This window comes from Neptuniibacter halophilus (genome assembly GCF_030295765.1).
Taxonomy (GTDB): Bacteria; Pseudomonadota; Gammaproteobacteria; order Pseudomonadales; family Balneatricaceae; genus Neptuniibacter; species Neptuniibacter halophilus.
Window position 1 is genome coordinate 1,254,433 of the sequence record NZ_AP027292.1, and the last position, 24,620, is coordinate 1,279,052.

The window sequence follows — 24,620 nt, forward strand, 5'->3', positions numbered from 1 at the left end:
CTCGTTAAGTCAGGTGCAGCACCACTCCTTTAGTGCTACATCAGTTTACTGCTGATTTCATTACTGCTTTTTTCTCCGTTTCCACAGTTTTCTGGAAGGTTAATTCTTGATCCGCCGGCTCTGTTCAGCTGCCTAATTGTCCCGTTAGGTAGTGATCAACCAGTAATGCTGCAAATAGCAGCATGATGTAGTTGATGCTGTAGCGAAACAGCGCCATGGGCGCTCCTGCCGGTCGGTTCCACAATCGCCAGTTCCAATACAGGAACCGTATATTGAGCAGCATGACCACACTGAGGTAGAACAGGCCACTCATCCCTGTCATATAGGGAAATAGTGTCGTCGACACCATAAGTAAACTATAGAGCAATATTTGTAATCTTGTGTACTCATCGCCATGGGTCACCGGCAACATCGGGATGCCGGCTTTTTCATAATCCGCTTTGCGGGCAATACACAATGCCCAGAAGTGTGGCGGAGTCCAGGCAAAGATGATTAAGACGAGTAATAAAGCGTCTGGCTCAATGCTGCCGGTAATGGCTGTCCAGCCTAATAAAGGAGGCGCGGCACCGGCAATACCGCCAATTACAATGTTTTGTGGTGTAGCCCGTTTCAGCCAGACCGTGTAAACCACTGCGTAGCCCATCAATGCGGCCACTGTCAGCCAGGCCGTCAGAGGATTAACCAGGTAGACCAGCATCACGATGCCCGCGATACCGATGACTGCCGCAAACAGCATCGCCTGTTGCGGTGTCAGTTTGCCCTGTGGCAATGGTCGTCCTTTGGTGCGTGCCATGTTTTCATCGATCTTGCGATCCATCACGTGGTTAACCGCAGCCGCAGAGCCTGATGCCAGCGCAATACCGATCAATCCAAACAGCACCTTATCCAGCGGCGGTAACCCTGGCAGTGCCAGAAACATCCCTACGGCCGCAGTGATCAGCATGACCAGAACCACCTTAGGTTTACACAACGTTATATAATCACGCCATGTAATCTGCATCGAACGCTGAGCGATAGCACGGGTATCAGGCATCTTGGTTCTCCTTTACAGCAAAGCTCAATCGACTGTATATCCACAGCAGTAACACCAATAAAGCAACGGCCAACCCGTGATGCAGGATTGCCAGATGACTTGGCACCGCATACACCACATTCAATACACCCAGCAGTAACTGAGCTGTCAGTAAACCCGGCAGCAGGATCACCTCCATACGAAACGCTTTATATGGGTATAGTCGGCAGATCAGCAACAGGCAACTGATGACAACAATCAACGCGCCCAGCCGATGACCGATCTGGATGGCAGCTCTCGCTTCAACAGGGAGTAACCCTCCCTGATAATTGGGCCCGATGACAGCAACCGGATTATACCCGGTAACAAAATCAGGCTGAATTTCGCTGTCCGGGTTACAGCTAAGCCAGTGCTGACAGGCAGGGCCTGCATAGTTTGAACTGGTCCAGCCACCCAGAATTATCTGCAGGATCAATACGCCCGTTGCCAGAGGCAGCAACCGGGTTACCTTTGCTCTCTCCTGTGTGGCCGGCTGCTGTAATTTGCGAATGCGGACACGTAAGTACAGAATCAATGTCAGGGTCAGCACACCTCCCAGCAGGTGCAGCGTCACAACGGGCGGATAGAGCTTTAACGTAACCGTCCACATCCCGAACAAAGCCTGCACCATCACCAGCACCAGTAACAGATAACTCTCCTTCACCGGATAACCGGCCAGATTACGCATCCGGTAGGCGATCAGTGCAAGCCCCAGAATCAGTACCCCGAGGCCACCCGCCAGATAACGGTGCCCCATTTCCAGTTGGGTTTTGTGATGCTCAATCGGCGTTTCCGGATAGACCTGCTGCGCCTTGTCCAGAATTTCCGGATGATCAGGCAATACCATGTGCCCGTAGCAGCCTGGCCAGTCAGGGCAGCTCAGGCCCGCATCGCTGATACGGGTCCAGCCGCCAAGCAGTACAACACAGAGCGCCAGAAGCGCCGCCAGATTGATCAGTCGCCATGCCCACTTCTGCATCCGTTACTCCTCAACCGACTCTGGATACTTTCAGCAAACGCCGCAGGTCTCTCAGCACCTGTTTCGGCGGTTCATCCAGCGTATAACGCAGAACCAGATTGCCCATTGGATCCACAACCCAGACCGCGGCGCCCGGGTGTTCTGTCTGCTGATGGACGATTAGCTCCGGCGCCAGCCGCTCGACCACTACCCTATCCCGATCCTTGCCTAACGCGGTGTGCAATTTATCCATCATCGCCCACCAGCGATCACACTGTTGCCGGCAGCTCTCCGGCGCTGTCAGCAGCAGTTGCCAGTGGTGAGTCTCCTCCCCGGGTAACTGCCACGATTTGATATGCTGCCCGACCACCAGCTCACCACCGTGATTCTTTTGCTCCGGCATCATAAAACCGGAATAGTAGATCAGCGCAGCCAGCATGACCGGCACCAGACCAACCGCCCACACAAGCCAGAAGTTAAATCGGCTCATCTGCTTCCTCCTTACGCAACCGGCGCCAGCTCCAGATCAGCAACCCTGCTAACGCAGCCGCCATCGCAAACCATTGAAATGCATAACCAAGATGTTTTTCAGGACGCATCCGTAGCAGCGGCCAGTTCAGATCCAACCCGGCGATGATCGGCTGCTGCAGGCGCAACTCATAAGGTGACAGGGTCGCCCCCAGTAATGCCGATAACTTATCTGCGGCCAGAGACTGAATGACTTTTGGCCAGCCCGCCGCCAGCTCTGTATCAACCAGTACCAGCCCCGGGTCAATTAACTTCAGCCCGCCCTGTAAAGCCTGCTGCCCGTCGGGAATCGCCACTTCGGGTAACACAGCCCGATCTGCAGAGCCTGCCAGCCACCCCATATTGACCAGCAACCTCTCACCACTCTCCAAAGAGGCCAGCGCGATCACCTCATAGCCTACGCCCGCGGGACGCTGCCGGTTGTCCAGCAGGAAGTAGCGCTGCTGATCAAGAGTCGCCTTCAGGACTACCGGGTAAAAACGTGCCTCAAGCTCACGTCTGTCAACAGGTAGCCGGGTGTGGGGATGCAGCTCAGCCCAGCTCTGCAGCAGTATCCGTTTCTGCTCCGCCCGCTCCAGTTGCCACAGCCCCAGAGAGACAAGCCCCGGCAGAAGCAGCACAGCGCCAGCTAACATCCACTTGAAGCGTCGCCTGGACTGGGCTTTACTCATTACACCCCCTCTGCTGTCGGAGTTCGCCGGATGTCACTGAAACTCGTCTTACTCGTTCTGTTTATAGCTGTTGTCGTCAGCCTGTTCTCAGGCTTGTTTTTTCTGATCCGCGATCAGGGCCAGTCGCAACGCAGCGTCAACGCACTGTTTTTTCGGGTAGGCTTCAGCGTTCTGCTGCTGGTCGTACTGATCTATGGATTCTTCAGCGGCCAGTTGGTACCGCATATGCCCTGAAGTTCAGATCACATAGACGAACAGGAACAGCCCAATCCAGACCACATCAACGAAGTGCCAGTACCAGGCCACTGCCTCGAAGCCAAAGTGCTTCTCTGCACTGAAGTGGCCCTTCATTACCCGCAACCAGATAATAATCAGCATCAGTGTGCCCAGTGTTACGTGCAGGCCATGAAACCCGGTGAGAATAAAGAAGGTAGCACCGTAAATGCCGGAGTTCAGGGTTAAACCCAACTCGTTATATGCCAGCGAATACTCATGCGCCTGATAGTAAAGAAAGACACAGCCCAGAATCACGGTAGCGCCCAGCCAGAACACCACCCGGGAGCGGGCATCCCGTTTCAGGGCGTGGTGTGCCAGCGTTACGGTAAAGCTGGAGGAGATCAGCAAAATGGTATTGAGCAACGGGATATGCCAGGGATCGATAATCTCTTTCGGGCCCGGGAACGTTTGCGGATCCGGTGTCGTCATCAGCGGCCACTCAGCCGTAAAACCCTGCCACAGCATGTTAGACACCCCTTTCTCTCCCTCTCCGCCGAGCCAGGGCACAGCCAGATTACGAACATAGAACAGGGTGCCGAAGAACGCGGCGAAGAACATCACTTCAGAGAAGATAAACCAGCTCATTCCCCAGCGGAAGGAACGATCCATCTGCGGGCTGTACAACCCCTCATGGCTCTCATGGATCACATTACCGAACCAGCCCAGCAGGATAAGCCCCATACCCAGTGCGCCGGCCAGCAGCATCAGTAAACCACTGCCGCCCCCGCTTTCCGAGGAGAGGGCATTCATCATCGTCCCTGCTCCCGCTGCCATCAGAAACAGAGAGATTGAGGCCAGAATCGGCCAGCGACTCTGCTCCGGTACGTAGTAGGTCTGACTGCTCATCTTCAACTCCCTCCCCGCTGTGACAGTTGAGGCTCACTTTTCGGGGTGATATCAAACAGTGTGTAGGACAGCGTAATCGTGCGGATATGCTCCGGCAGTTCCGGATCGATCGACAAAACCAGAGGCATCGCTTTTTCCTCCCGGGCCTGCAGAGGCTGCCGGTCAAAGCAGAAACAATTGATCTTCTGCAGGAAGGGCGCTGCTTCAGAAGGCGAGACTGAAGGGATGGCCTGAGCGATCATATACTGTTCAGTCGGATTCCCGGCCAGATAAGCGGTCTGGTACATCTCGCCGGGAGACAGTTCAGTGACCACCTCCCGCGGTCGAAACTTCCAGGGCATGGTCTCATTATTCACCGCCACGAGCTGCAGCTTGACCTTACGGCTGTTATCCACAATCCCACTCGGTTCAACCGCGACCAGATCCACCTTGCCGTTCAACCCGGTGATCCGACAGAACACGTCATACAAGGGCACCAGAGCAAAGCCGAAACCAAACATCAGTGCAGCGCCCAGAAGCAATGTGGTTACCGTTTTTTTATGCTGATTCTGCTTAGCCATCACCGCCTCCCGATCCGTTTACTTCACCTGTGGCGGTTCGCTGAAGCTGTGATAGGGTGCCGGCGAGGCGACGGTCCACTCCAACCCGTGACTACCCTCCCAGACTCGGGCACTGGCCGGCTTACCTTTGCGGATACAACTGATGACGTTGTAGAGGAAAATTAACTGTGAGAAACCAAAAATAAAGGCTCCGACTGACGCCACTGCATTAAAATCGGCAAACTGCAGTGCGTAATCAGGAATCCTTCGTGGCATCCCGGCGAGACCAATAAAGTGCATCGGAAAGAACGTGATATTGACGCCAATAAAGCTGCACCAGAAATGCACCTTGCCCATCGTTTCGTTGTAATAGTTACCACACCACTTCGGCAGCCAGTAATAGGCGCCCGCCATAATCGCAAACACCGCCCCCGGCACCAGTACATAGTGGAAATGCGCCACCACAAAGTAGGTATCGTGATACTGGAAATCCACCGGCGCGATCGCCAGCATCAGCCCGGAAAAACCACCAATGGTAAACAACACCACAAAAGCCAGGGCAAACAACATGGGCGTTTCAAAGGTCATAGAACCCCGGAACATAGTCGCCACCCAGTTGAACACTTTCACCCCGGTAGGTACCGCAATCAGCATGGTGGCGAACATGAAGAACAATTCACCGGCCAGCGGCAGACCCACAGTGAACATGTGGTGCACCCAGACAATAAACGAGAGCAGCGCTATAGAGGCGGTCGCGTAGACCATTGAGGCATAACCAAACAGCTTTTTACGTGCAAAGGTCGGAATGATTTCGCTGACGATACCAAACGCCGGCAGGATCATGATGTAAACCTCCGGATGACCGAAAAACCAGAATACATGCTGAAACAGAACCGGATCACCACCACCCGCAGCGTTAAAGAAGCTGGTGCCAAAATGGATATCCATCAACATCATGGTGACCACCCCGGCCAGTACAGGCATGACCGCAATCAGCAGGAAAGCCGTGATCAGCCAGGTCCAGACAAACAGTGGCAGCTTCATCATAGTCATGCCCGGTGCCCGGAGGTTAAGGATCGTGGCGATGATATTGATCGCGCCCATGATCGAACTGATACCCATCATATGCACCGCAAAAATAAAGTAGGTCACACTGGGCGGGGCATAGGTCGTCGAAAGAGGTGCATAGAAAGTCCAGCCGAAATTGGGCGCGCCGCCCTCCATCAGCAGGGTTGAAAGCATCATGGCGAAAGCAAATGGCAGAATCCAGAAGCTCCAGTTATTCATCCTTGGCAGCGCCATATCCGGCGCTCCCACCATCATCGGAATCATCCAGTTAGCCAGGCCGACAAACGCCGGCATCACGGCACCAAACACCATGATCAGACCGTGCATGGTGGTCATCTGGTTAAAGAACTCAGGCTGTATCAGTTGCAGACCGGGCTGAAACAGTTCCGCCCGGATCATCAGCGCCATACAGCCGCCGGTGAGAAACATTGCAAAACTGAACCAGAGATAAAGGGTACCTATATCTTTGTGGTTGGTGGTAAATAACCAACGGCCGATGCCGGAGGCGGGGCCATGATGATGCGTTGCTGCGACACTCGTATTCATATCCCCTCCTACTGTTTCAGCGCGGCGATCTGCGCGGGTGCGATGATATCGCCGGTTTTATTACCCCAGGCATTACGCTCATAGGTAATGACTGCCGCCAGCTCAACGGCACTGAACTGATCCCGGAATGCCTGCATCGCGGTGCCCGGCTTACCGTTCAGGACTATATCGATATGCGCCGCAGGATCACCCAACGCGACAGGACTGTTCTTCAGCCCCGGGAACGCCCCCGGTATCCCCTCACCATTTGCCTGATGGCACGCCAGGCAAGCCTTGTTATAGACCTCCTCGCCAGTTTCCATCAGCTCGGCCAGACTCCAGGATTTCTCAGCCGCCGCGGCTTTCGCCTGATCAGCCTGTTTAACCTCTGCCAGCCAGGCTTCGAACTCCGCCTGCGGCTTCACTTCCACCACAATCGGCATAAATCCGTGATCCTTACCACAGAGCTCTGCACACTGGCCGCGATACACACCCGGTACATCGGCAATCGCCCAGGCCTCATTGATGAAGCCCGGAATCGCATCCTTTTTCACCGCCAGATCAGGCACCCACCAGGAGTGAATCACATCATTCGCCGTCAGCAGGAAACGCACCTTCTTGCCTGCCGGGATCACCAACGGGTTATCCACCTCCAGCAGGTAGTGCTCACCTTTTTCACTGGTGTTATTAATCTGTTCGCGGGGGGTTGCCAGACTGGAGAAGAAATCCACATCCTGACCGAGGTACTGATAGCGCCACTTCCACTGATAACCGGTTACCTGAATATCCAGCTCAGCTTCCGTGTTGTCATACATTTTGATCAGTGTCGCCGTGGCCGGAACCGCCATGGCAATCAGAATAACGAAGGGAATAAGCGTCCAGGTGATCTCCACCAGTACGTTTTCATGAAAATTGTGCGCTTTGGCACCACGGGACTTACGGTGGTAGATCACCGACCAGAGCATCACCCCGAACACCACTACACCGATCGCCACACAGATCCAGAATATGATCATATGCAGATCATAAACTTCCCGGCTGATCTCGGTGATCCCGCGTGTCAGGTTCACCTCCCAGTCTGCCCGGGCGTGACCGGATATCAACAACAATGCTGCAATTCCCAGCGGCGTTCTCTGCATCTCAGGCCCTCCTTAACTACACACAAAAGAGCCTGCTGAATCCACATTACTAAGGGCGTTGTCATTAAACTAGCAACGTCGGTAGCAACAGGGTTCGAGCAGGCTCTTTTCTTGCCTGGACTCCTTCCCAGCATTTCCGACCAATCCACTTGGTTGTTAACAGCAAGTATAGCAGCGATAAAAATTATGCAAGGCAATCAAGGCACAACGCGTGTTATTGGCGCCGGCGATGACTCAGTAAAACGCGCCTTACACCTCCGGGCTTCAGGGTATACAGCGCATTAACAGGACATATACACCGGTTTTTTAACCGGTCGCATAAACAAGCGCCAGCCGGACCAGCAGATAAACAACCGCCACAAATACCAACGTGAGCAATATTCCGGTCACAACATAAGGCCAGAACCGGCCACCGGCGAAATCACGGGCCTGATTGCGTTGTGACTGAACCCCGAAAAAAGCCGCCAGCACACTGCACAGCACCTGCCACCAGGCAGGTTTCGACGACTGCTGCATTTTACGAGAAGAGTACAAACTCACCCCTCCAGCAAAATAAACGCGGTACTGATCAGCAGAATGACGCTGAGAAGAAACAGCGTGGTATAGAGCACGATGGACAGGCCACGGCATTGGCAGGCTAAGCGTTTCATAATCTCCTCCTCAGGCGATGAACCTACTATCAGGTATAGCAGAAACGAAAACGGCCTCCATCAGGAGGCCGCTTTCTTAACGAGCAAATCGCAGATCAGGACTGCGGTTTCTGCCGGGTTTTACGCATCACCCAGAGCAGCGGGCCGGAGACCGCATACGCCAGGAACAATACCCAGAGGAACACTGACGGGCTGATTGAAATCACGCCCACCGCGAGCACAATACCCGCCAGAATCAGAAAAGGAACTTTCTCTTTCAGGCTGACATCCTTGAAGCTGTAGTAAAGCACATTGCTCACCATCAGCACGCCAACCAGCGCCACATAGAGAGCAATCAGATACGCATAGGGGGCACCGTCAATCTCATACTCGGTCGCCGCCCAGACCAGACCAGCCACGGCTGCCGCTGCGGCCGGACTTGGCAGCCCTATAAAATAACGTTTGTCGGTGGATCCGATCTGGGTATTGAACCGGGCCAGACGCAGCGCAGCGCCCGCCACATAGATAAACGCCGCAAACCAGCCCAGTTTGCCAATATCATCCAGCACCCAGTTAAACACCACCAGCGAAGGTGCAACCCCGAAAGAGACCATATCCGCCAGAGAATCATACTCCGCACCAAACGCACTGGAAGTGTTGGTCAGCCGGGCAACCCGGCCATCGAGACCGTCCAGAACCATGGCCACAAAAATAGCGATGGCAGCGTTTTCGAAGTGGCCATTCATACTTGCAACCACCGCGTAAAAACCGGAGAACAGCGCCCCTGTGGTAAACAGGTTCGGCAGCAGATAGATACCCCGGCTGCGAGGTTTTACCGATTCCTGATTGTCTTGATTTTGCGGCTCAGTCATTTCGCTTCAGATCATCCATACAGGTCAAAAAAACACAATTCTACTTGGTGCCGGGTCAGGAAGCTATTTTATCCCCGACATGTTCAGGCACTCAGAGCAACACCCGGTCAACAAACTTACGCATCAAGGCATTGGAATAAGGCGTTTCCCGGGCCGCCTGTAACACCTGCTCAAGATGATCATCACCCTCAGTGTATTTATCCTTGTAATAGGTCAGCCGCTCAACCAGCACCCGCTTGTCGACTTCAGGATGAAACTGGAACGCCCAGAACGGCTTATCCTGAAAGCGAAATGCATGCACACACTGCTCGGTAGAGGCCAGCAACTGACACCCTGCCGGTAGTGTTTCAGCGTATTGTTTATGCACAGAAACCGCGTAGAACGGGTCCGGTGTATCCCGGAACAGCGGATCATCCGCAGCCTCGGGGTGCAGGGCTATCGGCAGCGTACCCATCTCGTAGTCGAGCTCTTTATGCAGAATTTCCCCGCCCAGCGCGAGCACTGCCAACTGAAAACCAAAGCAGGAAGCAAAGACCGGTTTAGCCTGCCCGGCAGCATGTGCCAGCAATCTCTGACAGGCGTCCACAAAAGGGTACTCCTCCGGTAACAGCACGTTCGCCTCGCTGGCACCGCCCACCAGCAGCGCATCATAAGCGTCTGCTGCATTCACCGAAAACTCCGGCTGATCAAACACATTCAGCACATCAATCTGAGACAGTTCAAGGCCGCAGTATCCGGCAAAACTCTCCAGCTCTTCCTGCCGCACCTGATCTCCGCTGCGGATCTGCAGCAGGAGCAGTTTCAGTTCAGCGCGTGTTTTCGGCATAGGTGGATTCCTGAGCATTAAGAGAGGAGTACTAACTATAAAAACAACGCTTCCAGGTCACAACTGGGCTGCTGCCCCACTTTATCCCAGTTTTCACCAATCCATTGATCTGCCGCATGTCTCCCCTTCTCTTTCAGCTCCTGCAGGAATGCCAGCCGGGTATCGTATTTGGTCGCCTGCTCCAGCGAAGAGAGCACCTCACCTGATTCCAGCAGATGAAAACGTAAAGTTCGAAAACGCCGCTCCAGCCCACTGAAATTAATATACTGCTCCCGGGCCTGCTGAATGGTGTAGCTGATCGCGCGCATTTCACGCATAAACGTACTCTGGAAACCCAGCTCAGTAATCCGCTGATTGATTGCCTGCGTGGTTTTCGGCAACTCCCTGCCCTGAAGCGGTTGCAGCAGGAGCAACAGAATATCCTCCTCCTTACAATCAAAGATCAACGGATATACGGCAGGATTACCGGAGAACCCGCCATCCCAGTAGTGCTTACCTTCAATTTCGATGGCCTGATGCAGGTTGGGCAGACAAGCCGAAGCCAGCACATGTTCAGTGGTCAGTTCATACTCCCGGAACAGACGGATTTTGCCGTTACTGACATCGGTCGCCGCGATAAACAGCTTCATCGGCGAGCCCTCCTGAAGGGCCTGAAAATCAACCATCTCATCCAGCAGATAACGTAATGGATTAATATCCAGAGGGTTCAGGTCATAAGGAGAGATATAGCGCAATACATCCAGTACCCAGCCGGTCAGTGAGCTGACCTGAGTATCAGCGAGCTGACCACCGAGCAATTCACCGGGGGAGTTCAGGGAAACCTGCGTCCAGAATTGATCGAGCAGTGCCTTCGCGCCCGCAGCCTCATTCTGCTGCCAGCCATACGCCAGCAGGACTGCGTTTACCGCACCTGCACTGGTACCGGTCAGAGCGCGTGGCCGGAAATCCTCTTCAAGAAGACGATCCAGAACGCCCCAGGCAAAGGCCCCGTGTGCGCCGCCACCCTGCAGCGCCAGATTCATCGGCTTGCTCATAAACGCACCTCCTTTCGCTATTGTGCACTGCACAATTTAACATCAGTTTATGACAAATCCGGTTAAAAAACAGCCTGACCGGGATGACAAAACAGGTTTAAAATCCCGGAATTTCGCATAAACTAGAGGTTATATTTCATTTGACGCAATACTCTTCATGGATATCAAACAACTCCGACAGTTTGTGCATCTGGCAGAAACCCTGCACTTTGGCCGTGCCAGTGAAGCCAGTTATATCAGCCCCTCCGCGCTCAGCCGCAGTATTAAACAACTGGAAGAAGAGGTGGGTGCTGAACTGTTCGAACGGGATAATCGCAGTGTCGAGCTGACCGCCGCGGGCACTCTCTTTCTTAACTATGCCCGCGATGCCCTGAGTCAGTGGGATATGGTGCGCACCCAACTGATGGAACGCAGCGGGGAGCTGCAGGGCGAAATCAGCATGTACTGCTCCGTGACAGCCAGCTACAGCTTTCTGTTTGAGATTCTCAGCCAGTTCCGAACCAATTACCCGAAAATTGAGATGAAACTGCATACCGGTGACCCGGAACATGCCATCTCCCGGGTGATCGCCGGGGATGAGGACTTCGCTATCTGCGCCAAGCCTGACGTCCTGCCTAACGGTCTGGCCTTCAAACCGATCGCCCTCTCCTCCTTAAAATTTATAGCGCCAAAGCAAGGGCTCGCCGGGCACCCGGAGCATCTGCTCCGGCCCAATAACCAGACACCCATGATCCTTTCAGAAACCGGATTAGCCCGAAAGCGGGTGGATCGCTGGTTCAAAGAGGAGCAGATCAAACCGCTGATCTACGCTCAGGTGGCCGGTAACGAAGCGATTGTCAGCATGGTCAGTCTGGGTTTCGGCATTGGCGTCGTCCCGGAGATCGTGCTGGAAAACAGCCCCTTGGCTAATACTGTAGATATACTGCCGGTAAAACCGGAGCTGAAAGCCTATGAGGTGGGTATTGTTACCCTGGAGAAAAAGCTCAAAAACCCACTGATCAGCGCGTTCTGGTCTCAGTTGAAAGCGACACTCTGAGCAAACCTGACCGTAACAGACGAAGGCCAGCAGAGACCGATGAGTTTTGACTACGCCAGCCTTAACGCCAGGGCATGCTCAATAATCCATCGAGACGACACACCCGTCGCGGATCATCCCGCCCGTTGAGGCCAATCTGCATCCCCTGTTGTCCCGCTTCGGGCTCAGGCGTATAGGTATGGAATAAACGATCCCATAAGGCCAGTGCGAAACCATAATTGCTGTCGGTTTCGCGTGGTATCCGGGAGTGATGTACCCTATGCATATCCGGCGTGACCAATAACCGGCGCAGCCACCGGTCAACGCCAGCGGGCAGGGATACATTGCCATGATTAAACATGGCACTGGCATTGAGCAGCACCTCAAACAGCAATACCACCACCGCCGCAGGCCCCAGAAGGCAGATTGCCAGCATTTTCAGCAGCATCGACAACAGGATCTCCAGCGGATGAAACCGGGCGCCCGTCGTCACATCATAATCCGGGTCTGCATGATGGACCTGATGTAACCGCCAGAGCAGCGGTACCTTATGAAACACAACATGCTGCAGATAGATCAGCAGATCCAGCAAAACCACCGCTAGCACCCCCTCCAGCCACAGCGGCCAGTTCAGCCAGTTGAACAGGCCGAAGCCGGAATCAGCCACTGACTGCGCCAGCCCCACCGCCGCCAGAGGGAACAACCACCGTAACAACAGAGAATTTAACGCCACCAGAGCCAGATTATTGCTCCAGCGCAGCCAGCGTCCGAAGCGTTGCCGGCGGCAGGGGGAATGCCATTCCCAGAGCGCCATCAGCACAAACACGCCGATAAAGCAGCCCAGACGAAGCGGGGCTTCGTAGGCCAGCAGCCAGCCGCTCCAGCTCATCGTTTCAGGCTCCGGCCATCATCGCTTCGATCTCGGGGAGCAGATGGGGCCGGCCACGGGCATTCAGCGCGGTGCCGATCACCAGCGCCTCCGCCGCTACTTTTTCATCCGGCAGACGAATCACCCGCTGGCGGAAGCCAAATTTCACTTTACTCACCCGCTCAACTGCGACTTCGATCGCAAACCGGTCACCGCTGACCAGCGAACTCTTGTAGTCGATCTCGGAACGGACCACAACCAGATGGATCCCGGCGGCGGTCAGGGCCGTAAAATCGATCCCTTTACTGTGCAGAAATTCATGCCGGGCATGTTCCAAATAGTTAAAGTACACCCCGTTGTTCACGATTCCCTGCATATCGCACTCATAATCACGAACTTTGAATTCCAGACGATAGCTCATAACTCTTTTTTACCCCTGTACCAACGCCGGGTAACCACATAAAATACCCGGCTTTTAATTTTGGCATTCTGACTACCCCATACGACACTCATCGCTTTGGATAGTTTGTATGTACGCTCAAAAACACTAGAATGAAAACAACGCCTTGCTTCTGTGCTGCCGCACACCAGCCAAGCATAACAACTATAACAACACCGTATTCAACGAGCCGGCAAACCACGACGGTTACCGGTTCAGATACAGTACTAGCTGTAGATTAAGGTATCAGTATGAAAAAAATGCCTGTCACCAACAGGGAAGTTGTCCTGCCCGAAGGCCAGCGCATCATTTCTACCACGGATCTTAAAGGCCGTATCACATACGTCAATCAGGTTTTCTGCGACATATCCGGATACAGTGAAGAGGAACTGCTGGGTAAAGCCCACAATATTGTCCGTCATCCGGACGTACCTCCGGCGGCCTTTGCCAACCTCTGGGACTCACTGAAAAACGATCAGGCCTGGCGTGGTATTGTAAAAAACCGCTGTAAAAACGGTGACCATTACTGGGTGGATGCTTATGTTACGCCGCTCTTCGAACAGGGCCAGAAAGTAGGCTATCAGTCGGTTCGCTTTAAACCTTCACAGGAACAGGTCAGCAAAGCCGAGGTTATCTACAATGTGGCGAATGCCGGCAAAGCCGGTAAGGCCCTGAAACTGAAATCCACCAACCTGCAAAGCCTGCTGGCGTTTGCCCTGATCGCCCTGATCAGTCTGGCAGCCGCCTGGTTTGCCGGCGCCCCGCTGGCGGTACTGGCAATCATGCTGGTAGCAGCCCTGCTGATGGGCGGCTGCATGTGGCGTCTGATCGGGCCGATTAACGCGCTGGCAGAACGCTCGCGAAAACGCTTCAGTAATCCCCTGATACAACTGATGTACTGCCCACGTCAGGACGAGTTTGGTGAGGTCGATCTGGCCCTGCAGATGAATGAAGCCCGCAACACGACCGTACTCACCCGTCTGAGCGATGTCAGTCATACCATTGAAGAAGCGATCAGTGTCACCGAACGGGCAATCGGTCAGACAAACGAAGGGATCAGCCAGCAGGATAAAGAGAGCGATATGGTCGCAGCGGCGATGCACCAGATGGCCTGTGCCTCGCAGGAGATTGCCGGTAATACCAACGATATGTCCAATGCCAGCGAAGAGGCCCGGCACACGACCAACGATGGCCGCAATGCGCTGGAGAATACGGTCACCCATATCCAGGAACTCTCCTCCGAAGTGGCTGACGCGACCGAAGCAACACTGGCACTGAAAGAGCATACGGATGCGATTGGTAACGTCGTCAACGTCATCAACGAGATCGCCGAACAAACCAACCTGCTGGCCCTGAATGCCGCGATTGAGGCAGCCCGGGCTGGTGAATCCGGTCGTGGTTTTGCCGTTGTCGCCGACGAGGTCCGCACTCTGGCAACCCGCACCCAGAACTCCACTCAGGAAATTGAAAGCTCCATCGCCAGTGTCCAGTCCGCTGTTGAGCAGACCGTCCGGATTATGGAGCTGAGCCGGGATCACGTACAGCAGAGTGTGGATATCGCCCATCAGGCAGATCTGGCGTTCCAGAAAGTGCAGCATTCGATCAACGATATCTCAGACCGCTGCATGCAGATTGCCAGCAGCTCCGAAGAGCAATCCTCCGTGGTTGAAGAGATCCAGAAAAATATTGTCGCTATCCGTGATCTGGCCCGCCGTAACAGCGAAGCCTCAGATGAGACGGCTGAAGCCAGTAAAGCGCTGCACGATCTGGTGAAGCAACTGGACTCTATGGTCACTGCGTTCGACCGCTGACAGGAGCAGAACGATGTCTGAAGCATGCTCAAGCGGTAGTTGTCTCTGCGGAGAAGTTCGCTATGAGATCAGCCCGCCTTACCTGCACTTTCAGTACTGTCACTGCTCACGCTGTCGCAAAGCTACCGGCAGCGCCCATGCCAGCAATATCATCCTGCCGCCGGCGCAGTTTCGCTGGCTGGCAGGCGAAGATCAGGTCGGGCATTTTATACCGGAAGACACCCGGCATTTTGCCAATGGCTTCTGTCGGCGCTGCGGTTCAACCCTGCCCTGGCTGGCTAAGACCGGCAAGGCGATGGTGGTACCCGCAGGCACACTGGATAACGGCCCGGATATGAGCCCGGAATGGAACCTGTTCTGGGAGAGCCGGGCAACATGGTATCGCCTCCCCCATGAGCTGAATGCCTACCCCACTCTGCCCGGCAAAAGCGAACCCTGCCGCCTTAACGAAGGCTGACACCCCTTACCGGAATAAAAAAAGGCGACCTTAACGGTCGCCTGAATACCCCAACGGGTTATCACAAGTGCATAGCTAATAAGATCGATCAAGGGAAATCAGTCGTCTCCACCGAGAAAGCCCAGCAGTTGCAGCAAGCTGGTAAACAGATTGTAGATAGAGACGTACAGGGAAACCGTTGCCATGATGTAGTTGGTTTCACCACCGTGCAGGATGTTGCTGGTTTCATACAGGATAAAACCGGACATCAGCAGGACAAACATTGCAGACACCGCCAGCGAAAGCGCCGGAATCTGGAAGAACACCGCACCCAGACCGGCAACGAATGCCAGCAGGATACCTACCATCAGGAAACCACCCATAAAGCTGAAATTCTTCCGCGTGGTCAGCACGTATGCCGACAGGCCGAGGAAGATAATACCGGTCATACCCATCGCATTCATAACGATGCCACCACCACCCGGCATCGCCAGATAGTGACCAACGATTGGCCCCAGGGTGTACCCCATGAAACCCGTCAGAGCAAAGACCGCAGGCAGGCCCCAGATGCTGTTACGCAGCTTGGTGGTCAGGAAATAAAGACCAAAAAAGCCGACTAAAGAAATGATGATGCCGGGGTGAGGTAACTGAAGGAAAAGAGAACCGGCAGCGGTAATAGCACTGAACAGCAAAGTCATGGATAACAATGCATAGGTATTACGTAGTACCTTATTGGACTCCAGCGCGGATGGCTGCGCCTGAGTAGCTGAAGATCTCATAGATGTATTCATCACACCTCTCCTGGTTAGGGTCTACCAATAGTCCGACTGACTATCCGGCATCAACGGGTCAAAATTTAACCGTCTGGCAAATGCAAAAAAACTCGATTATTCTTAACAAAATAATCGGTTTTATCGAGCTTTGAATGATCAACTACAAACATCTGCACTACTTCTGGATGGTCGCCAAAGAGGGCAGCATCGCGGCAGCGGCCGAACGTCTCAGCGTTACTCCCCATACCATCAGCGCCCAGCTCAGCCTGCTGGATGATTACCTCGGCTGCGCCCTGTTCACCAAAGTCGGCCGCCAGCTTGAGCTTACCGAAACCGGTCATATGGTGCTGAGCTACGCCAGTGATATCTTTTCACTGGGCGGTGAGCTGGAGGAGCGGGTCCGCAATCTGGACAAGATCCGGCCACTGGTATTCAAGGTGGGGATCGTCGATGTAGTGCCCAAATCGATCGCCTACCACCTGCTCTCCCCGGCCCTCGACGATATCACCAATATGCGCATGATCTGCCATGAGGGGGATATCAACGAACTGCTGGCGGAGCTGGCCCTGCACCGGCTGGATCTGGTGATTTCCGAATCCCCGATACCATCCGATGTCAGCGTCAACGGCTTCAGTCACAGCCTTGGTAGCTGCGGCAGCAGCTTTATGGCCCGGCCGGAGGTTGTGGAAAACCTGCAGGGTCAGTTCCCGGCCAACCTGAATGGCGCTCCCATGCTGCTGCCCAGCGAAACGACCATCGTCCGCTCACGCCTGCTGCAGTGGTTTAACAAGAACCGTATCCATCCGCGAGTAGTAGGTGAATTTGACGACAGCGCCCTGATCAAAGCCTTTGCCAACGCAGGTAAAGGGATCATGGTGGTACCGACACCGATTCAGGAAGAGGTCGAACAACAACTGGGATTGGTCAGCCTCGGTCAGACCAGCGAGATAGAAAATCAGTTCTACGCCATCTCCATCGAACGTAAGATCTCCCACACCGCGGTTGAAAAGATCACCACCGCCGCCAGAGACTGGCTCAACAGCAACGGCTGAAACCCGCTGACCCGGGAAGCCCCGGTCAGCTCACCCCCTCTTCATGCCTCTTCACAGACTGCTTTTCAGTGCAAAACCTCACGCTTGAAGCATCGTTGTTTCTGTCAATCGGTGCGTAATATGTCAAGTCGAATGCACAAAATATCAAGATATCGAAGCCTCCCTCCCTTACCTTGAATAAAAAATACGCAAGCGGATAAGCGCTCAGGCGTTCGGTCAGACAGACGTCTGTCCCTCTTGAAGCGTCCGCCGAAAATAAAATAACAACGCGTGAATATGGCCATGTCCCAACTTGTTAAACACCTCTTTACAGCCACTGCAACTATATCCCTGACGCGGGAGCCTGCTGCCTTTCCCCAGGTATACCGGCCCCCTTCTGGTAGTGAAAAAACGGCGCTGTAGCGCCTTATTCAATCTAACCCAACCTGCAATAACAAAAATAAACGAGGTATATAGGCAATGAAGACCCACTTCCCCGGACAAGTGCAATCCAAGCGCACACCGATTGCCACGCTGGTCGGCAAAGCAACGCTTGCCCTGGCCCTGTCTGCGGCCATACCACAGGCCCACGCACTTAATTTTGAGCTGGAAAACGGTGTGACCGTCGATCTGGATACCACCGTTGGTTACAACGTCCAGTGGCGTCGAGAAAGTCAGGACCCCAACGTACTGGCGTTTCCTGCCAGTAATCTGGGCTTTCTGACCGATGACGGTAACCGGAATTTCGACAAGGGCGACATGACCCAGAACCAGGTGAACTTCAGCAGTGATCTGGATATCAACTACGGTGACGGGGGTGTATTTGTCCGTGCGCGTGGCTGGTATGACGAGGTTTATGATGACGACCTGACCGGCACCAACACCTTTACCGGACAGCCGAAACCTTACCAGCAGGACGGTCTGGATGATCATAAATCGAAGATCGAATTGCAGGACCTGTTCTGGTACCACGGTTTCGAAATGGGCGATCAGTACCTCAGCGTCCGCGTGGGTGAGCAGGTAGTAAACTGGGGTGAAAGCCTGTTCATTCAGGGGGGTATCTCCACTGCACAGGGGCCGCTGGATGCCACCAAAGCCAGCTCTCCGGGTACTGCCCTGAAAGATATCTTTATGCCGATCGGCCAGATCTACGGTGAGCTGGCGATCAACGACTCACTGTCCGTTGGCGCTTACTATCAGTATGACTGGGAAGAGACCCGGATCGATGCGCCGGGTTCCTACTTCAATATTCTCGACGGTCTTGGTCAGGGTGCGATCGGGGATCCGATGGAAACCAACTTCCTCGGCCCTGAACTGGCCGTTACCGAAGAGCGGCCGGATAAAGGCCAGTACGGTATCGCGATCCGTTATCTGGCGGAGGAGCTGAACAGCACTGAATTCGGTTTCTATTACATCAACTACAACGATTTCACCCCGGCGCTGGAGTTTCTCTCCTCCCCGCTGGATGGCGGCTCTCTGAACCTGAACCACAACTACTATGAGGACATTGACCTCTACGGTGTCAGCTTCGGTACCGTATTCGGTGATATGAACGTCAGCGGCGAAATCTCTTACCGTGACGGCATCCCGGTACGCCACAACAACACGGCGGGTTTTGCATACGCACCGGGTGAAGCCGTTCAGGCTCAGGTGTCAGGTATCTATATCTTTCCGCAGAATCCGCTGGCCGACAACCTGACCTTTACCGGTGAACTGGGCTGGAACCGCATCCTCGACATGGACTACCCGGGGGGTATCAACAGTCTGGCTAAAGATCGCAGTGCCGCCAGCGCCGTGGTCAGTCTGAAAGCCGACTACCTGAACATCATCGGGGGTATGGATATGTCCCTGACCGGTACTTATCGCAACGACTTTGACGGTCGCTCCTCGGTGGAATTCAGTTTCAACGAAGGCACCGAGCAGTTAGCGTTGAAAGCCGATTTCACTTACCTCAGTCAGCATAAGTTCGGCGCCAGCTACGTCTGGTACCTGACCGATACTGACGAGATCATCGCAGACCGTGGCGGTCTGGCCTTCGGCCACCTCAATGCGGACCGGGATTACTTCGCCGCTTACTATAAATACACCTTCTAAATCATAAAGTTAGAATAAAAAATCAGGTTAGCCTGAGGAGATACGACATGATTTTCAAGCGCACTATACTGGCTGCAGGCATCACTGCAGTCGCCCTCAACGCAGGTTTCGCGCTGGCAGCCGTGAGCGCCGAAGAGGCCGCCCAGCTGGGTAAAAACCTTACCCCTTTCGGTGCTGAACGGGCCGGTAACGGCAGTGACATTCCGGAGTGGAACGGAGGCCTGACAACCCCGCCGGCCGGTTATGAAAAGGGCGGCCATCTGGTCGATCCGTTTGCCGACGAAAAACCTCTCTACACCGTCACCGCCCAGAACTACAAAGAGTACGGCGAGTTATTGTCGGACGGACAGAAGGCACTGTTTGAAAAGCTGCCGACCTTCAAGATGAATATCTACCCGACACATCGCACTGCGCCAATTCCCGACTGGATTGCCAAAAACACTTACAACAACGCGCTGAATGCCGAACTCACCCCTGATGGTAACGGGGTAACCAACGCGTATGGCGGTATTCCTTTCCCGATTCCGAAGAACGGCAAGGAAGCGATCTGGAACCACACGCTGCGCTGGTATGGCGAAGGTAAAGATGCCACTTACGAGAGCACAACCGTGTTTGCCAACGGCTCACGCACCCTGACTGCCGGTCATCTGGTGGAGAGCTATCCGTACTACTACAAAGATGGAAACCTGGAGAGCTTCAACGGCAATATCATCCATCTGATGCTGCAGTATTCACTGCCGGCACGCCGTAAAGGTGAAGTCACGCTGGTACGTGACCCGGTCAATGCCAGTGAAGAACCCCGTCAGGCCTGGCAGTACATTCCCGGCCAGCGCCGTGTTCGCCGCGCTCCCACGATCGCCTTCGACACACCGGATCCGGGTTCAAACGGTCTGACAACCTATGACCAGGCCTTCATGTTTAACGGTTCACCGGAACGCTTCAACTGGGAGATCATCGGCAAGAAAGAGATGCTGGTGCCTTATAACTCCTACAAGTTCCTCACCGCTCATCAGAATGGCAGCAGCATCGAAGAGATTGCTCCGGCCAGTCATACCAATACGGATCTGGAGCGCTGGGAGAAACACCGTGTCTGGGTTGTTGAAGCCAGCCTGCGTGAGGACAGCCGTCATATCTATGGCAAACGCCGCTTCTATATCGATGAGGATAGCTGGTTTGTGCTGATGGCAGACATGTACGACGGTCGTGGTGAGCTCTGGCGTTACGGCCATTCACATCCGGTCACCCTTTACGCCGATGGCAATATCATCGCCCGGGCACTGGTTAACTACGATCTGCAGTCCGGTGATTATTCCATGCAGGAGTACGACACCATTCCTTACTCAACCACGGCGACTAAAGAAGACAGCTTCTATACGCCACAGAACGTACGTCAGATGGCACGCCGTTAAGTGCCGAAAGGGGCCGGTGAAAGCCGGCCCCTCATCACTGCCCTTACGACAGTCCGTGCTGATCGCGCGCACTGTCGTAAGAGTATTGATAAACGAGCACCTGAATCTGTCCACGGCCAGGCTGCGCTTCACATGACCAAGAAAAAGAATAAATCTATGAATAAGCACAATACGCCCCCACCCGGATCGCCATTCCCGCGTTTACGATCAGGCCTTTGCCTGTTGGCAGGTCTCGCTATCACGGCCAGTGCAACAGCCCGTGATGCCTTGCAGGAACCGGCATTGCTGTCACCGCTGGCAACCCAGAGCCTGTTACTCGATATGGAGCGCGCAGGCGAACGCCTGATCGCGGTGGGTGAGCGCGGCCATATCCTGCTCTCTGCTGATGAAGCCGAAAGCTGGCAGCAGGCCCCGGCTCCGGTAAGGGTCACCCTGACCAATGTGTTTTTTATCGACGACCAGTATGGCTGGGCTGTGGGCCATGACGGCGTGATTTTGAAATCAGAAGATGGTGGCAACAACTGGCGCAAGGTGATGGATGGTATCCAGGCCAATCAACTGATGCTGGAGCATGCCGAAACCCGACTGTCTGAATTTGAGGCAGAATTTAATCGTGCCCCCGCCAAACAACAGGCAGCAATGGAAGCAGAGCTACAGGATCGCACCTACATGGCACAGGATGCCGCCGCCTTTGCGGAAGAGGGACCGAGCCGTCCCTTTCTGGATATCTGGTTTAAAAACCGTGATGAGGGAATCGCAGTCGGAGCCTTTGGCCTGATACTGCATACCCGCGATGGCGGCGAGCACTGGTCCGCCTGGTTCGATCATCTGGATAACCCCAGCCTGTTACACCTCAACGCCATCACTCAGATCGGAGAGCATCTGTTTATGGCGGCTGAAGCCGGCAATCTGTTCCGCTCCGACGACTGGGGAGAAAGCTGGGAAACCCTGATGAGCCCCTACGACGGCTCCTTCTTCGGTATCACCGGGACCGATCAGGGTCGCCTGATTGCCTACGGTTTGCGCGGTAACGCCTATCAGTCAACTGACTGGGGGGACAACTGGAAAACCATCGATACCGGTGTTGATTCGACCTTCTTCAGCGGCACGCTACTGGAGGATGACTCGGTGATGCTGGTCGGTGCCGCCGGTACCGCTCTGCAGATCGATTCCCGTGGCCGGGTGATCAATACCCATCAACATCCGGCCCGTCTGCCACAAAGTAAAGTCCTGCCTGGTCAGGGTAACAGTGTTCTGATTGCCGGCGCCCACGGTGTTCGTAAAGCGCCTGTCAGCGGAGGGACTCAGTAATGAACAGTTCAAACAATAACCTGCACTCCGGGGTATCCGGCACAGAAGCCCTGCTCGAACGATTTTTCTTCCACAACCGGCCTCTGGTGATCCTGCTGATGCTGGCAGCGACCCTGTTTTTTGCCTATCAGGCCAGCTCAATCAAGCCCGAGGCCAGTTTCGAGAAGATGATCCCGGCAGAGCATCCCTATATCGCCAACTACCTGCAACATAAGGGCGACCTGTCTGGTCTGGGCAACGCAATACGGATTTCAGTAGAACACACCCGCGGAGATATTTTCGACAAAGCGTTTCAGGAAACCCTGCAGCAAATCCATGATGAAGTGTTCTATATCCCCGGCGTTGACCGCGCGAATCTGCTGTCGATCTGGGCGTCCGGCATCCGCTGGTCCGAAGTCACCGAAGAGGGTCTGACCGGGGGACCGGTGATCGCCGACACCTATGACGGCTCTGCTGCGGAACTGGAAAGACTGAAAACCAATATCCTCAAGTCCGGCCGGATCGGCTCACTGGTCGCTAACGACTTCAGGTCGGCAGTTATCTATGCCCCCCTGATGGATATCAATCCGGAAACGGGTCTGCCGATCGACTATCAGGAGCTCTCGGGTCAACTGGAACAACTGATCCGCGAAAAATATGAAAGCGACAGCGTTAAGATCCATATTACCGGGTTTGCCAAAGTGGTTGGCGATCTGATTGACGGTGCCAGCCAGGTGGCGATCTTCTTTGCCATGGCGCTGGGGATCACACTGGTGCTGCTCTATATCTACTCGCGCTGCCTGCGCAGTTCCATTGTCCCCCTGATGTGCTCCGTGATTGCGGTGATCTGGCAACTGGGTCTGCTGAAAACACTGGGTTACGGCCTCGACCCGTACTCCATGCTGGTACCGTTTCTGGTATTTGCCATCGGCGTCAGCCACGGTGTTCAGATCATCAACGCCATCGCCCATGAAAGTGCTCAGGGTGCCTCTAAACTCATGGCTGCCCGACTTGCCTTTCGCGCCCTCTATGTACCCGGCATCATCGCCCTGATCAGTGACGGCGTCGGCTTCGCTACCCTGATGGTGATTGATATTGAGGTCATTCAGGATCTGGCCGTTGCGGCCAGTGTCGGCGTCGCCGTGATCATCCTGACAAATCTGGTGCTGTTGCCCGTGCTGATGTCCTACGCCGGCGTCAGCCGGGCCTCCGTAAGGAAACAACTGCATATTGAAGAACACGGCAAACACCCGATCTGGAACCTGCTCTCCAGTTTCACCCGCCGCCCTCAGGCAAGCCTGATGCTGTTAATCGCCGTCGGTCTGGCCGGGCTGGGGCTTTATCAGAGCAAGGATCTTAAAGTGGGTGATCTGGATGCGGGCGCGCCTGAGCTGCGGCCCGACTCCCGTTACAATCTGGACAACGCCTTTATCAACCAGAACTACTCCACCAGCACCGATATTTTCGTCATCATGGTGCAGACCGCGCAGGATCAATGCTCCAACTACCATACTTTGGATGTGGTTGATCAACTGCAGTGGCGTCTGCAGCAGTTGCCCGGTGTTCAGTCCGCCAGCTCCATGGCGAATATCGCTAAGCGGGCGATGACCGGTTACAACGAAGGTAATATCAAGTGGCTGGCTCTGAACCGCAACCAGGCACTGCTCAATCAGGCCTCTATCACCGCGCCCCGTGGCAGTTTTAATGCAGACTGCAGCCTGATGCCGGTATTTGTCTACCTGAACGATCATAAAGCCGAGACTCTGGCCAGCGTGGTCAAAACCACCGCCGCCTTTGCTGACGAATTCAACAGTGATGCGCTGACCATCAAGATGGCTGCGGGTAACGCAGGGATTGAAGCTGCCACCAATATCGTTATCGAAAAAGCCCAGTATGAGATGCTGATCTGGGTTTATGCCGTGGTGGCATTCCTCTGTCTGATCACCTTCCGTTCGGTACGTACCGTGGCCTGTATTCTGTTGCCGCTGGCACTCACCTCACTGCTATGTCAGGCCCTGATGGCGCGACTGGGGATCGGCGTTAAAGTCGCCACGTTGCCGGTTATTGCGCTGGGTGTTGGCATCGGCGTGGACTACGGCATCTATATCTACAGCAAACTGGAAACCTATCTGAAAGCCGGACAGAGTCTGCGTCAGGCCTACTTCAACACCCTCAAAACTACCGGTAAGGCGGTTGCCTTCACTGGCCTGACGCTGGGTATCGGCGTCGGCACCTGGTTTATGTCACCCATTAAGTTTCAGGCCGACATGGGCATTCTGCTGACCTTTATGTTCGTCTGGAACATGGTGGGTGCACTGGTCTTCCTGCCGGCACTGGCCAGCTTCCTGATCAAGCCTGATCACGGCCGGCAAAACGAGGCAGCGAAACAGACAGCCGCAAACAAAGCTGACAGTGAAAGCAGCAACCTTCAGTGCGAGAAGCGTGTACAGAATGCTTAATAGCAACGCTTTACTCATCAGGCTTCGTCCGGC

At 54.5% G+C, this 24,620-nt stretch carries 24 protein-coding genes; 9 read left to right on the forward strand and 15 right to left on the reverse strand.

The window, feature by feature from the left end; all coding sequences use genetic code 11:
* Positions 1-124: 124 nt before the first annotated feature.
* Genes cyoE through QUD59_RS05765 form a run of 4 tightly spaced genes read right to left on the reverse strand, consistent with a single transcriptional unit; the run spans position 125 to position 3,208 of the window.
* Positions 125-1,033, reverse strand: coding sequence for a heme o synthase (gene cyoE / locus QUD59_RS05750; protein WP_286240149.1), 909 nt, complete (start codon positions 1,031-1,033; stop codon positions 125-127).
* Entirely contained in the window at positions 1,026-2,030 is a 1,005-nt protein-coding gene (locus QUD59_RS05755; protein WP_286240150.1) for a COX15/CtaA family protein, read from the reverse strand. The genes cyoE and QUD59_RS05755 overlap by 8 nt, the downstream gene beginning before the upstream one ends.
* 10 nt (positions 2,031-2,040) lie before the next feature.
* Positions 2,041-2,499 carry a redox-active disulfide-containing membrane protein gene (locus QUD59_RS05760; protein ID WP_286240151.1) on the reverse strand — a complete coding sequence of 153 codons (459 nt, stop codon included), beginning with the start codon at positions 2,497-2,499 and terminating at the stop codon, positions 2,041-2,043.
* Positions 2,486-3,208: an SURF1 family protein gene (locus QUD59_RS05765; protein WP_286240153.1), complete on the reverse strand. Its 723-nt coding sequence runs from the start codon at positions 3,206-3,208 to the stop codon at positions 2,486-2,488. Before QUD59_RS05765 ends, QUD59_RS05760 begins: the two co-directional genes overlap by 14 nt.
* A 30-nt stretch (positions 3,209-3,238) precedes the next feature.
* Between QUD59_RS05765 and QUD59_RS05770 the strand changes: the two genes are divergently transcribed.
* A complete protein-coding gene (locus QUD59_RS05770) occupies positions 3,239-3,442 on the forward strand; it encodes a twin transmembrane helix small protein (protein ID WP_286240155.1) in 204 nt (67 codons plus the stop codon).
* 3 nt (positions 3,443-3,445) lie between these two features.
* Here the strand turns inward: QUD59_RS05770 and QUD59_RS05775 are convergent, their stop codons facing one another.
* The 8 genes from QUD59_RS05775 to QUD59_RS05810 all read right to left on the reverse strand — a co-directional run bounded on the left by QUD59_RS05775 (position 3,446) and on the right by QUD59_RS05810 (position 10,962).
* Entirely contained in the window at positions 3,446-4,330 is an 885-nt protein-coding gene (locus QUD59_RS05775) for a cytochrome c oxidase subunit 3 (RefSeq protein ID WP_286240156.1), read from the reverse strand.
* 2 nt (positions 4,331-4,332) lie between these two features.
* Positions 4,333-4,890, reverse strand: coding sequence for a cytochrome c oxidase assembly protein (locus QUD59_RS05780; protein WP_286240157.1), 558 nt, complete (start codon positions 4,888-4,890; stop codon positions 4,333-4,335).
* An 18-nt stretch (positions 4,891-4,908) separates the two neighbouring features.
* Complete coding sequence (ctaD, locus tag QUD59_RS05785) at positions 4,909-6,483, reverse strand: cytochrome c oxidase subunit I (protein ID WP_286240158.1); 1,575 nt, start codon at positions 6,481-6,483, stop codon at positions 4,909-4,911.
* An 8-nt stretch (positions 6,484-6,491) separates the two neighbouring features.
* A complete protein-coding gene (gene coxB / locus QUD59_RS05790; protein WP_286240159.1) occupies positions 6,492-7,601 on the reverse strand; it encodes a cytochrome c oxidase subunit II in 1,110 nt (369 codons plus the stop codon).
* A 306-nt stretch (positions 7,602-7,907) separates the two neighbouring features.
* The gene (locus tag QUD59_RS05795) at positions 7,908-8,135 is read right to left on the reverse strand and encodes a DUF2970 domain-containing protein (protein ID WP_350227796.1); all 228 of its coding nucleotides are present in this window, start codon (positions 8,133-8,135) and stop codon (positions 7,908-7,910) included.
* A gap of 211 nt (positions 8,136-8,346) precedes the next feature.
* A complete protein-coding gene (pssA, locus tag QUD59_RS05800; protein ID WP_286240161.1) occupies positions 8,347-9,102 on the reverse strand; it encodes a CDP-diacylglycerol--serine O-phosphatidyltransferase in 756 nt (251 codons plus the stop codon).
* Between the two features lie 91 nt (positions 9,103-9,193).
* The gene (locus QUD59_RS05805; protein ID WP_286240162.1) at positions 9,194-9,928 is read right to left on the reverse strand and encodes a type 1 glutamine amidotransferase; all 735 of its coding nucleotides are present in this window, start codon (positions 9,926-9,928) and stop codon (positions 9,194-9,196) included.
* Positions 9,929-9,963: 35 nt separating this feature from the next.
* Positions 9,964-10,962 (reverse strand): patatin-like phospholipase family protein, encoded by a 999-nt coding sequence (locus QUD59_RS05810; protein WP_286240164.1) that lies wholly within the window; start codon positions 10,960-10,962, stop codon positions 9,964-9,966.
* Positions 10,963-11,119: 157 nt separating this feature from the next.
* On the opposite strand from QUD59_RS05810, the gene ilvY reads away from it, so the two are divergent.
* Complete coding sequence (gene ilvY, locus QUD59_RS05815) at positions 11,120-11,998, forward strand: HTH-type transcriptional activator IlvY (RefSeq protein WP_286240166.1); 879 nt, start codon at positions 11,120-11,122, stop codon at positions 11,996-11,998.
* Between the two features lie 61 nt (positions 11,999-12,059).
* Here the strand turns inward: ilvY and QUD59_RS05820 are convergent, their stop codons facing one another.
* Both QUD59_RS05820 and QUD59_RS05825 read right to left on the reverse strand, forming a co-directional pair.
* Positions 12,060-12,866 carry a sterol desaturase family protein gene (locus tag QUD59_RS05820; protein ID WP_286240167.1) on the reverse strand — a complete coding sequence of 269 codons (807 nt, stop codon included), beginning with the start codon at positions 12,864-12,866 and terminating at the stop codon, positions 12,060-12,062.
* Positions 12,867-12,870: 4 nt separating this feature from the next.
* Positions 12,871-13,266, reverse strand: coding sequence for an acyl-CoA thioesterase (locus tag QUD59_RS05825; RefSeq protein ID WP_286240169.1), 396 nt, complete (start codon positions 13,264-13,266; stop codon positions 12,871-12,873).
* A gap of 269 nt (positions 13,267-13,535) precedes the next feature.
* Between QUD59_RS05825 and QUD59_RS05830 the strand changes: the two genes are divergently transcribed.
* Together QUD59_RS05830 and QUD59_RS05835 are read left to right on the forward strand one after the other, a co-directional pair.
* Positions 13,536-15,095 carry a methyl-accepting chemotaxis protein gene (locus tag QUD59_RS05830; RefSeq protein WP_286240171.1) on the forward strand — a complete coding sequence of 520 codons (1,560 nt, stop codon included), beginning with the start codon at positions 13,536-13,538 and terminating at the stop codon, positions 15,093-15,095.
* Positions 15,096-15,108: 13 nt separating this feature from the next.
* The gene (locus QUD59_RS05835) at positions 15,109-15,552 is read left to right on the forward strand and encodes a GFA family protein (RefSeq protein ID WP_286240172.1); all 444 of its coding nucleotides are present in this window, start codon (positions 15,109-15,111) and stop codon (positions 15,550-15,552) included.
* A 98-nt stretch (positions 15,553-15,650) separates the two neighbouring features.
* Here QUD59_RS05835 and QUD59_RS05840 read toward each other — a convergent pair whose 3' ends face one another.
* Positions 15,651-16,322 carry a Bax inhibitor-1/YccA family protein gene (locus QUD59_RS05840; protein WP_350227797.1) on the reverse strand — a complete coding sequence of 224 codons (672 nt, stop codon included), beginning with the start codon at positions 16,320-16,322 and terminating at the stop codon, positions 15,651-15,653.
* A gap of 134 nt (positions 16,323-16,456) precedes the next feature.
* Between QUD59_RS05840 and nhaR the strand changes: the two genes are divergently transcribed.
* From nhaR to QUD59_RS05865, 5 genes are all read left to right on the forward strand, one after another.
* Positions 16,457-17,356: a transcriptional activator NhaR gene (nhaR, locus tag QUD59_RS05845; protein WP_286240173.1), complete on the forward strand. Its 900-nt coding sequence runs from the start codon at positions 16,457-16,459 to the stop codon at positions 17,354-17,356.
* A 459-nt stretch (positions 17,357-17,815) separates the two neighbouring features.
* Complete coding sequence (locus QUD59_RS05850) at positions 17,816-19,429, forward strand: DUF1302 domain-containing protein (RefSeq protein WP_286240174.1); 1,614 nt, start codon at positions 17,816-17,818, stop codon at positions 19,427-19,429.
* A gap of 47 nt (positions 19,430-19,476) precedes the next feature.
* Entirely contained in the window at positions 19,477-20,838 is a 1,362-nt protein-coding gene (locus QUD59_RS05855; protein WP_286240176.1) for a DUF1329 domain-containing protein, read from the forward strand.
* A 156-nt stretch (positions 20,839-20,994) separates the two neighbouring features.
* The gene (locus QUD59_RS05860; protein WP_286240177.1) at positions 20,995-22,149 is read left to right on the forward strand and encodes a WD40/YVTN/BNR-like repeat-containing protein; all 1,155 of its coding nucleotides are present in this window, start codon (positions 20,995-20,997) and stop codon (positions 22,147-22,149) included.
* The gene (locus QUD59_RS05865; RefSeq protein WP_286240178.1) at positions 22,149-24,587 is read left to right on the forward strand and encodes an efflux RND transporter permease subunit; all 2,439 of its coding nucleotides are present in this window, start codon (positions 22,149-22,151) and stop codon (positions 24,585-24,587) included. The genes QUD59_RS05860 and QUD59_RS05865 overlap by 1 nt, the downstream gene beginning before the upstream one ends.
* Positions 24,588-24,620: the final 33 nt, after the last annotated feature.